This window comes from Neisseria subflava, from assembly GCF_005221305.1.
GTDB classification, from domain to species: domain Bacteria; phylum Pseudomonadota; class Gammaproteobacteria; order Burkholderiales; family Neisseriaceae; genus Neisseria; species Neisseria subflava.
Genome location: NZ_CP039887.1, coordinates 1,233,936 through 1,245,145, shown reverse-complemented (window position 1 = coordinate 1,245,145; position 11,210 = coordinate 1,233,936). Strand labels below are relative to the sequence as shown.

The following is an 11,210-nucleotide window of genomic DNA, read 5'->3' as shown; positions in this document are numbered from 1 at the left end:
ACGAGAAATTTTTTTCATCTCACACTTCCAAAGTTTTGCACGTTTAAGTCCTTTATATGCGGCGTTAACTTTTTTTGCGGGGTTAATAAGTCCAGGTATTTCACCTAGCCAATCGCCTGTCTTATAAGCAGTTGATTCTGTGACTCCGCCGCTTATACCAAATAATTGTCGAGCTTTTTTAGTAATTCCCATTGAAATGTTGTCTCCAAACCCAGCAGCACCATCAACAAGCCATTGTGGCAAGGGATCGCCAAAACTCCATAAACCAAAAATATCTACCCAATTTTGCGCATTAGGAGCAAACTTGTATAAATTTTCTCCACCTTCCAACCCAATTGGATCCTGATTCACAAACCGCCCCGCATCCGGCTCATAATACCTGAAGAAGTTGTAATGCAGCCCCGTCTCACGGTCGGCATACTGGTTCTGCAGGCGGAAGGGTTGGTATGCGCTATCCGTTACCTTGGTTTCCTCTTTCAGACGACCCCAGCCGGTGTAGTTGCCGAGCCATAAGAGGTTGCCGTCCTTATCGGTCATCTCTCTTGGGATGCCGATTTGGTCGCAGTGGAAGTAGCGGGTTTGTTGGCGGTTTTCGCCTTCTGCGGTTGTCCAATTGCGGACTTGTGCGAGCGGTTCATAGCTGCTCGGATCGGTGTAGATATAGGTATATCTGCCATCAGAATGGACTTCTTGCAGCAAATGGCTGCCGTCCCAAACAAAGCGGGTTTGGTTTTCGAGGCCGTTCCCGCTTAAATCATGCGGGAATGACGTTTCTGAAACTTCTTCGTTTTTCAGACGACCTTTGCCTATCCTTCTGCCCAAGGCGTCGTAGCTGTACGCCCAAGTTTCTTTACTGCCGTCTTTTTTGAAGATTTCGGCTTTCACCAGTTGGTCATGCAGGTCGTAGAAATAGTTCTGCACTTCGCCGTCGGCCAGTTCGCGGTGGATCAGGTTGCCGAGGCCGTCGTAGTAATAGCTGTTGCCGTTGTAGGTTTTCAGGCGGTTGTCGGGGACGGTAGGGCTATTGTTGTCAGACAGAATATTGTGCGCGGGGTCGAAGGCGAACCGTTCGCTGCCCGCTTGGGTAATCCTGCCCAGTTTGTCGTACTCGAACCGGGTCGTGCCCGTCCGCTGGTCGGTGCTGTGGGTCAGGTTGCCGGTGCGGTTGTAGCCGTAGCTGCGTTTGACCGCGGTTTGGCCATAGCCCGCCGCTACTTTGGTTTTGCCTTTACCGCCTTCCGTCAAATCATTGAGGGTGGCGATTTGTTTTTTCAGACGACCTAGGGGATCGAGTTCGTAACGGCTGGCGAGTTTACCCTGTATGCGGTAGATTTCGCGGTGCAGCTTATCGCGCTCGATGTCGGTGATGATTTCGTCGTCGAGGCTGATTTAGATGTTTTGTTGTAGTTGAAGCCGATAAGAGATGATACATAGGGAAAGGTCGTCTGAAGGTTATTTCAGACGACCTTGATATTTTGTTGGGTCTCGACCCAACCTACGCTTTCTGAAGATTAATTTCAGACGATTTCGCGGTTTTATTAGGTCTCGATACGATCTACGATTAGTTAATAAGCTTCTGCTTTATTTTTTAAAACTGGAAAATAGCTTGTATTTCTATAAAAAATAACTACTTCATCGCTGTTTATAGATTTTCCTAAAATAATGATAACGCCATTGTTTTTAAATAGAGCTATTTCATTTTTATGTTTTTCCAAAAACTTTTTTTGATCTTCAAAGGTGGTTTCTCCTCTAGAAAAAGCTTCAAATTCAGATGGATTATATTCTTCATAAGGAGAGTATATATCCTTAAATTCTTGTTTTATTATGTCGAAATCTACGCTCTTTAGTCCGAAAATTAAAACATTCTGTAGGATATTAGTTGATTCATCAAACTGTAAAAACGCCGTTAAATTATTAGAAACGGATAAGGCGTATGTGTTTGGCATTGGTATTTCTTTTTTTCCATAACTAATGTAAGAACTATCTGCCTTTATTAATTGAGGATATTTGGATAGCGCTTCATTAACAGTAATTTTGCCTATAGTTAATCCAAATGGGGCAACTTCTTTTTGAGAGGGGTGAGTGACATTTGTCAAGAATGCATACTTCTTATTTTTAATTAATGATTTTTCATCTAGATTGTTATCTGTAGGGTAGCAAGAAACTATTGATATTAAAAATAATGTTAAGTATATTACCTTCTTTATACATGAATGAATCATTAAGTTTACTCCTTTATTTATTACACAATGAATATGTTGTACATCTACCTACACTAGCACCGCCACCGCCACCAAATAAAATATTTGCATTAAAGGTATTACTTGCAGCTTGCCCACGAGTAGGATCTGAAGTACATACACCACCTCCAGCTCCGCCTACTGGGGTCGCTACACTACCATTGACGCATGTTGAATTTGACCACCCAGTAGAAACGTTGCTTGCGCTATATGAGTATTCTCCCCCTAACGTTAAACGTTCTGCAGCTCCTGTTTCTCCACAGATAGTCGCTGCTAAACATTTACCTGTTGTTCCGTCTGGAAAATTATTGTGTATCACAGATAAACGACCGCTACCTCCTACAGCCCCTTGTCCTTCTGCAACTATACTTAATGTGTGTGAAGAGGCTGGTAGAGTTTTTGGATGATTTGCCATGGCTGCTGCTAGTGCTTTATGATATTCAGCTTGAACACCTGGAGAATTTCCATAATCTCGAAGTAGTTGAAAACCATCCAATCCTAAAGGATCTATCCAGCTTTGTATTGAATTACCAAATCTATATATATTCTCCCCACCCAACAACCCAATCGGATCCTGATTAACAAACCGCCCCGCATCAGGCTCATAATACCTGAAGAAGTTGTAATGCAGCCCCGTCTCACGGTCGCAATACTGGTTCTGTAAACGGAAGGGCTGGTATGCGCTATTCGTTACCTTGGTTTCCTCTTTCAGACGGCCCCAGCTGGTATAGTTGCCGAACCACAACAAATTGCCGTCCTTGTCGGTCATCTCCCTAGGGATGCCGATTTGGTCGCAGTGGAAGTAGTGGGTCTGTTGACGGTTTTCGCCGCCTTCGGTTGTCCAGTTATGTACCTGTGCCAAGAGTTCGTAGCTTTCGGGATCGGTGTAGATATATGTATACCTGCCGTCCGGTTGGACTTCCTGTAAGAGGTGGCTGCCGTCCCAAACGAATCCGGTTTCCTCTTCGAGGTCGTCTGAAACTTCTTCGTTTTTCAGACGGCCTTTGCCTATCCTTCTGCCCAAGGCGTCGTAGGTGTACGCCCAAGTTTCTTTCATGCCGTCTTTTTTGAAGATTTCGGCTTTAACCAGTTGGTCGTGCAGATCGTAGAAATAGTTCTGCACTTCGCCGTCGGCCAGTTCGCGGTGGATCAGGTTGCCGAGCTCGTCGTAGTAATAGGTCGTGCCGTTGTAGGTTTTCAGGCGGTTGTCGGTGATGGGATTGAGGTCGGCTGAAAGCGGCACGGTCGTTTTGCCCTCTCCCCGACCCTCTCCCACGGGAGAGGGGGCAGGGTACGGTTTGACCTTTTCCGTCGGAATGTCGAGGATATTGTGCGCGGGGTCGAAGGCGAACAGTTCGTTGCCGGCTTGGGTAATCCGGCCTAGTTTGTCGTACTCGAAATGCGTCGTTCCCGTCCGCTGGTCGGTGCTGTGGGTCAGGTTGCCGGTACGGTCGTAGCCGTAGCTGCGTTTGACTGCATAAGCCGATGTTACAGTGTTCTTATCTGTCTCGGTCTGCGTCAGGTCGTTAAGTGCGGCGATTTGCCTTTTCAGACGACCCAGGGGATCGAGTTCGTAGCGGCTGGCGAGTTTACCCTGTGTGCGGAAGATTTCGCGGTGCAGCTGATCGCGTTCGATGTCGGTGATGACTTCGTCGTCGAGGCTGATTTGGTGCAGGTGGCCGCTGCCGTAATACAGATAGTTGATCTGTCTGCCGTCGGGCAGGACGGTGGCGGTGCGGTTGCCGTTGAAGTCGTAGTGGTAGCGGACGGTTTCGGTAACGGGCAGGTACAGCATGTCGTACTGCGCATCGCGCCAGTCGGTTTCGGGCAAACCGTTTTGGGCGTTTTCTTCTTTGGACGGCACTTTCCATTGGTGCTGGCCGATGATTTGACCGTTGCCGTTGTAGTCGAAGCAGGTGATGCTTTGGCGGTTGGCGGCGCGGACGAGGTTGCCGTTCGGGTCGTATTGGTAAGCGGTTTCCTGAACCTTGTCGTTATCGCGGGCAAGGGTGTGGATCAGCCGTCCCAATACATCTCGTTTGAACTCGGTAATCCGCAGCGGGGTTTGGCTGTCGAGGCCGTCTGAAAGCGGGGCGGCATCTTTTTTAGCAACGGGTTGCCCGCCCAGTTGCGCCATCAGTTTGGCGGCAAGGGTGGCATCATCGCCGTATTCGCGCTGTTCAATTAGTTCGTTACCGGCATTATAGCGGTAGCCGGTCAGTTTATGGTCGAAGCCGCTTTCGGCAATCAATCGGTCGAGGACGTCGTAGGCAAAGCGGTAGCGCGCACCGTTTTCATTGGTGAGGCCGACCAGGCGGCGGGCTTTGTCGTAGTGGTAGCCGAAGGTATGGCCCAGCGCATTGGTGCGCCGGGTCGGCAGACCGTCTTGGCCGTATTCGTAGGAAGTGGTATGGCCTTCGCCGTCGGTATGGGTTTTTAAACGACCTGCGGCATCGTAGCCGAAGGTCTCTTTGCTGCCGTCGGGATAGAGGGCAAGGGTAAGGTTTTGATTGGCGTCGTAGTGGTATTCGGTATGCTGTCCCAGCGCATCGGTAATACGCGCCAACTGTCCTTCGGGAGTGTAAGAGAGTTTGGTTTCGTAACCCGAGCAGTCGGTAATCCGGTCGGGCTGATGGTTTTCGTTATAGTGGTAGGCGGTACTGCTGCCGTTCGGATCGGTCACCGACAGCAACAGACCGTTGCCGGCATATTCGAAACGGGTGATGTGTTTCAGCGGGTCGGTATGGGTCAGCAGGTTGCCCGCTTCGTCGTAGGTATAGCCGTGATAACGGCTTTCGGCATCGCTTTTACGGATCAGACGGTAGTTGTCGTCATAGTCGAAATGCAGGATGACGCCGTCCGGACGGGTAATGCTTTCCACCTGGCCCTCGTTGCTGTACTGATAACGGGTAACGCGCCCCATTGCATCGGTATGGCTGAGCAGACGGCCCAAGTCGTCGCGTTCCATCAGGTTGGTGCTGCCGTCGGCAAACACCCGTTTGGTCAACTCGTTGTTGTAGTCGTAATGGTATTGCTCGGTACGGCCCAATACGTCGGTTACCTCGGTATAACCTTCGTGATAGGTAAAACGCCATTCCTCGCCCAAGGAAGTCCGGTTGCGTAACACTTTGCCGGTCGGGGTGTAATGGTCGTATTCGTATTCCGATACCAATCCGGCTGCATCGGTGTGCGACACCATCAGATTGTTCTTATAGCCGAAGCTGCGTTTGACCTTGCCGTCGCGGCCGATAACGCGGACTAAGTCACCACTGCCGTTGTATTCATAGCGAACCAGCGGGCTGCCGACCCGGACCGCTTCGCCAAAGGCAGGCAAACCCTCCAACAGCGATACCGACAGCAGCCGCATTTTAGGCGATTGCTCATCGGCTACATTGCCAAAGTTCAGCGAGAATACCCGTCCGTTGCCGTCAATAATGTATTGCGGCAGACCGGTCAGCGGATGATAAATGAAACGCTGATGGTTGCCGTTGGCGTCTTCTACCGCGACCAAAGGGAAGAGGGTGGAATCTTCGTCCGAACCGTCTTCAGCGACCACCAAAGGCGCAAAACGCAACGCTATCGAACCGTCCAGCGACGCAATGACATAATGGCCGTCCGGGTTTTTACTGAACCAAATCTGTTCGCTTTCGAACAATACCGGTTCTTCATCATCTTCATCCACTTCCGGCAAAGGGAACAAACGGCCTTGATCGTCGATATAGGCCAATCCCGCCGCATCGCGGATGATGCGTTGGCAGCCCGGTACGCTCCAACCCTCGCCGAGCCAGCCGGTACCGTCTTGGTCGGAATAATAGCTGCGGCTCCATACCAGCGGCAAAATGCCTTCAAAGGCAAAGTCGGTTTCACCGGTTAGAAACTTCAAACCGTGTATCGGATTCACCGGCCGACCGGCACCCACTGCACCCTTACAGGACAGACAGGTTTTAGGGGGGAGTCTTTTGCTGAACTTGCCGTTCATATGGAACATATCGCCGGTGCGCACGATATAGCGTTTACGGATTTTAACCGAGGAAGAATGGCGCATAGGCCATGCCGGTTTGGTGGCGGTGCGGCTCTTTACCCCTTTACGGCCCGGAAGGGCGATTTCATCGCCATAAGTCTTGTCCGTCTTACTGGCTTTAAAGACAAAAGCAGGCTTGCGGTTGAGGCGTACGTCTTTGGCGACGGTTTGGGCACCGCCGAGGTCGGCAAAGAGTGGGAAGGGAATGGGCGGAACGGAAGGGGGAGCGGGTGGTGGCGGCCAACAGAAATCGGGGACGGTAAAGACAACGCGGAACTTGCTGCTTTTACGGGCGATTTTATTGACGGCCATGGCGGCTTGCTCCTGTTGGGGGATGGGGTCGTCTGAAAAGCAGAACCCGTGTGTATGCGTACCGCACGCACCCTACGTCGGGATTGGAGGTTTTATAGGGAATACGGCTTGCTACACTTGTAAAAGCATAAGATTCGAAACCTAATTAATTTTGTATAGTTTGAAAATTTTTTTAAGTTTATATATAAGTTTGTATAAAAGAAATATATTTATAAAAAAACTAATTGATCCGTAGGCAAAGTGTATTATTCTTCGATAAAAGATATTATCAATAGTAGGATTCAGATTTAGTCCTAAATGAGTAATAATATCTTCTTCAATAATTGACCATGGAAGTGTTATAGTAATATTAATTAATTCCAAAATCCAAGGGTTTATTATAAATAAAATTATATATATAAATAAATATAATAAAAAAATACTTATATATTTATAAATTTTCATAATATCACCTATGATTTTTAGACGTTTTTTTAATTGTTTTATCGAGGGATGGTGGGTTTTGGCAAGTATTAGTATCATTTTCTGGTCCATAGTGTTGTGAAATTGCCTTTTCAAGCCCCCAACGTTTTATAGAAGAAGAATTAGGATCATGTTGGATATTTTTAGATGTATTCACAAGAGTGTCATCACACCTTACCATACAGTTATATTTTTCTAATCCTGAACATGAGAATTGTTCCCTACACTTAGCATAACAAATATCATGTTGCCTGCAAGCCGTATCCAATACTCCCATTGGTTCAGCATAATAACCGTTATTGTCTCGAAGCTTACTGTATTGCTCTTCTCTCCCCCCTGTCCAGTCTGGTCCACACCAATTCCCATGATATTTAAACCAACCTAATGTATCTATCCATTTCGTAGTATTTGGTGCAAACGCATAAAAATTACTCCCCCCAAACAACCCAATCGGATCCTGATTCACAAACCGACCCACATCAGGTTCATAATACCTGAAGAAGTTATAGTGCAACCCAGTTTCAAGGTCGGCGTACTGGTTTTGCAGGCGGAAGGGCTGGTAAGCGCTATCCGTTACCTTGGTTTCTTCTTTCAGACGACCCCAGCCGGTGTAGTTGCCGAGCCATAAGAGGTTGCCGTCCTTATCGGTCATCTCTCTTGGAATGCCGATTTGGTCGCAGTGGAAGTAGTGGGTTTCTTGGCAGCTTTCGCCTTCTTCGTTGGTCCGGTTATGTACCTGTGCCAAGGGTTCGTAGCTGTCGGGATTGGTGTAGATATAGGTATACCTGCCGTCCGGTTGGATTTCCTGTAAGAGGTGGCTGCCGTCCCAAACGAATCCGGTGGCATCTTCGAGGCTACCTGAAACTTCTCCGTCTTTCAGACGGCCTTTTCCTATCCTTCTGCCCAAGGCGTCGTAGCTGTACGCCCAAGTTTCTTTACTGCCGTCTTTTTTGAAGATTTCGGCTTTAACCAGTTGGTCGTGCAGGTCGTAGAAGTAGTTTTGTACTTCGCCGTCGGCCAGTTCGCGGTGGATCAGGTTGCCGAAGTGGTCGTAGTAATAGCTGTTGCCGTTGTAGGTTTTCAGGCGGTTGTCGGTGATGGTAGGGCTATTGTTATCGGACAGGATATTGTGCGCAGGGTCGAAGGCGAACAGTTCGCTGCCGGCTTGGGTAATCCGGCCTAGTTTGTCGTACTCGAAATGCGTCGTTCCCGTCCGCTGGTCGGTGCTGTGGGTCAGGTTGCCGGTACGGTCGTAGCCGTAGCTGCGTTTGACTGCATAAGCCGATGTTACAGTGTTCTTATCTGTCTCGGTCTGCGTCAGGTCGTTAAGTGCGGCGATTTGCCTTTTCAGACGACCCAGGGGATCGAGTTCGTAACGGCTGGCGAGTTTACCCTGTGTGCGGAAGATTTCGCGGTGCAGCTGATCGCGTTCGATGTCGGTGATGACTTCGTCGTCGAGGCTGATTTGGTGCAGGTGGCCGCTGCCGTAATACAGGTAGTTGATTTGTCTGCCGTCGGGCAGGACGGTGGCGGTACGGTTGCCGTTGAAGTCGTAGTGGTAGCGGACGGTTTCGGTAACGGGCAGGTACAGCATGTCGTACTGCGCATCGCGCCAGTCGGTTTCGGGCAAACCGTTTCGGGCGTTTTCTTCTTTGGACGGCACTTTCCATTGGTGCTGGCCGATGATTTGACCGTTGCCGTTGTAGTCAAAGCAGGTAATGCTTTGGCTGTTGGCGACACGGACGAGGTTGCCGTCAAAGTCGTATTGGTAAACGGTTTCCTGAACCTTGTCGTTATCGCGGGCGAGTGTGTGGATTAAGCGTCCCAATACATCTCGTTTGAACTCGGTAATCCGCAGCGGGGTTTGGCTGTCGAGGCCGTCTGAAAGCGGGGCGGCATCTTTTTTAGCAACGGGTTGCCCGCCCAGTTGCGCCATCAGTTTGGCGGCAAGGGTGGCATCATCGCCGTATTCGCGCTGTTCAATTAGTTCGTTACCGGCATTATAGCGGTAGCCGGTCAGTTTATGGTCGAAGCCGCTTTCGGCAATCAATCGGTCGAGGACGTCGTAGGCAAAGCGGTAGCGCGCACCGTTTTCATTGGTGAGGCCGACCAGGCGGCGGGCTTTGTCGTAGTGGTAGCCGAAGGTATGGCCCAGCGCATTGGTGCGCCGGGTCGGCAGACCGTCTTGGCCGTATTCGTAGGAAGTGGTATGGCCTTCGCCGTCGGTATGGGTTTTTAAACGACCTGCGGCATCGTAGCCGAAGGTCTCTTTGCTGCCGTCGGGATAGAGGGCAAGGGTAAGGTTTTGATTGGCGTCGTAGTGGTATTCGGTATGCTGTCCCAGCGCATCGGTAATACGCGCCAACTGTCCTTCGGGAGTGTAAGAGAGTTTGGTTTCGTAACCCGAGCAGTCGGTAATCCGGTCGGGCTGATGGTTTTCGTTATAGTGGTAGGCGGTACTGCTGCCGTTCGGATCGGTCACCGACAGCAACAGACCGTTGCCGGCATATTCGAAACGGGTGATGTGTTTCAGCGGGTCGGTATGGGTCAGCAGGTTGCCCGCTTCGTCGTAGGTATAGCCGTGATAACGGCTTTCGGCATCGCTTTTACGGATCAGACGGTAGTTGTCGTCATAGTCGAAATGCAGGATGACGCCGTCCGGACGGGTAATGCTTTCCACCTGGCCCTCGTTGCTGTACTGATAACGGGTAACGCGCCCCATTGCATCGGTATGGCTGAGCAGACGGCCCAAGTCGTCGCGTTCCATCAGGTTGGTGCTGCCGTCGGCAAACACCCGTTTGGTCAACTCGTTGTTGTAGTCGTAATGGTATTGCTCGGTACGGCCCAATACGTCGGTTACCTCGGTATAACCTTCGTGATAGGTAAAACGCCATTCCTCGCCCAAGGAAGTCCGGTTGCGTAACACTTTGCCGGTCGGGGTGTAATGGTCGTATTCGTATTCCGATACCAATCCGGCTGCATCGGTGTGCGACACCATCAGATTGTTCTTATAGCCGAAGCTGCGTTTGACCTTGCCGTCGCGGCCGATAACGCGGACTAAGTCACCACTGCCGTTGTATTCATAGCGAACCAGCGGGCTGCCGACCCGGACCGCTTCGCCAAAGGCAGGCAAACCCTCCAACAGCGATACCGACAGCAGCCGCATTTTAGGCGATTGCTCATCGGCTACATTGCCAAAGTTCAGCGAGAATACCCGTCCGTTGCCGTCAATAATGTATTGCGGCAGACCGGTCAGCGGATGATAAATGAAACGCTGATGGTTGCCGTTGGCGTCTTCTACCGCGACCAAAGGGAAGAGGGTGGAATCTTCGTCCGAACCGTCTTCAGCGACCACCAAAGGCGCAAAACGCAACGCTATCGAACCGTCCAGCGACGCAATGACATAATGGCCGTCCGGGTTTTTACTGAACCAAATCTGTTCGCTTTCGAACAATACCGGTTCTTCATCATCTTCATCCACTTCCGGCAAAGGGAACAAACGGCCTTGATCGTCGATATAGGCCAATCCCGCCGCATCGCGGATGATGCGTTGGCAGCCCGGTACGCTCCAACCCTCGCCGAGCCAGCCGGTACCGTCTTGGTCGGAATAATAGCTGCGGCTCCATACCAGCGGCAAAATGCCTTCAAAGGCAAAGTCGGTTTCACCGGTTAGAAACTTCAAACCGTGTATCGGATTCACCGGCCGACCGGCACCCACTGCACCCTTACAGGACAGACAGGTTTTAGGGGGGAGTCTTTTGCTGAACTTGCCGTTCATATGGAACATATCGCCGGTGCGCACGATATAGCGTTTACGGATTTTAACCGAGGAAGAATGGCGCATAGGCCATGCCGGTTTGGTGGCGGTGCGGCTCTTTACCCCTTTACGGCCCGGAAGGGCGATTTCATCGCCATAAGTCTTGTCCGTCTTACTGGCTTTAAAGACAAAAGCAGGCTTGCGGTTGAGGCGTACGTCTTTGGCGACGGTTTGGGCACCGCCGAGGTCGGCAAAGAGTGGGAAGGGAATGGGCGGAACGGAAGGGGGAGCGGGTGGTGGCGGCCAACAGAAATCGGGGACGGTAAAGACAACGCGGAACTTGCTGCTTTTACGGGCGATTTTATTGACGGCCATGGGGTGCTCCTGTTGTGAAGATAGAGGCCGTCTGAAAAGTTGG

Annotated in this window: 3 protein-coding genes and 1 pseudogene; all 4 read right to left on the bottom strand. The window is 50.5% G+C overall.

What is annotated here, in order from left to right:
• Positions 1-252: 252 nt before the first annotated feature.
• Positions 253-1,389, bottom strand: a pseudogene (locus tag FAH66_RS06025) (RHS repeat-associated core domain-containing protein); the annotation flags it as partial.
• Between the two features lie 176 nt (positions 1,390-1,565).
• The gene (locus FAH66_RS06020; protein WP_137041029.1) at positions 1,566-2,222 is read right to left on the bottom strand and encodes a hypothetical protein; all 657 of its coding nucleotides are present in this window, start codon (positions 2,220-2,222) and stop codon (positions 1,566-1,568) included.
• A 13-nt stretch (positions 2,223-2,235) separates the two neighbouring features.
• The gene (locus FAH66_RS06015) at positions 2,236-6,573 is read right to left on the bottom strand and encodes a DUF6531 domain-containing protein (protein ID WP_137041028.1); all 4,338 of its coding nucleotides are present in this window, start codon (positions 6,571-6,573) and stop codon (positions 2,236-2,238) included.
• 448 nt (positions 6,574-7,021) lie between these two features.
• A complete protein-coding gene (locus FAH66_RS11055; protein WP_137041026.1) occupies positions 7,022-11,167 on the bottom strand; it encodes a DUF6531 domain-containing protein in 4,146 nt (1,381 codons plus the stop codon).
• Positions 11,168-11,210 lie beyond the last annotated feature (43 nt).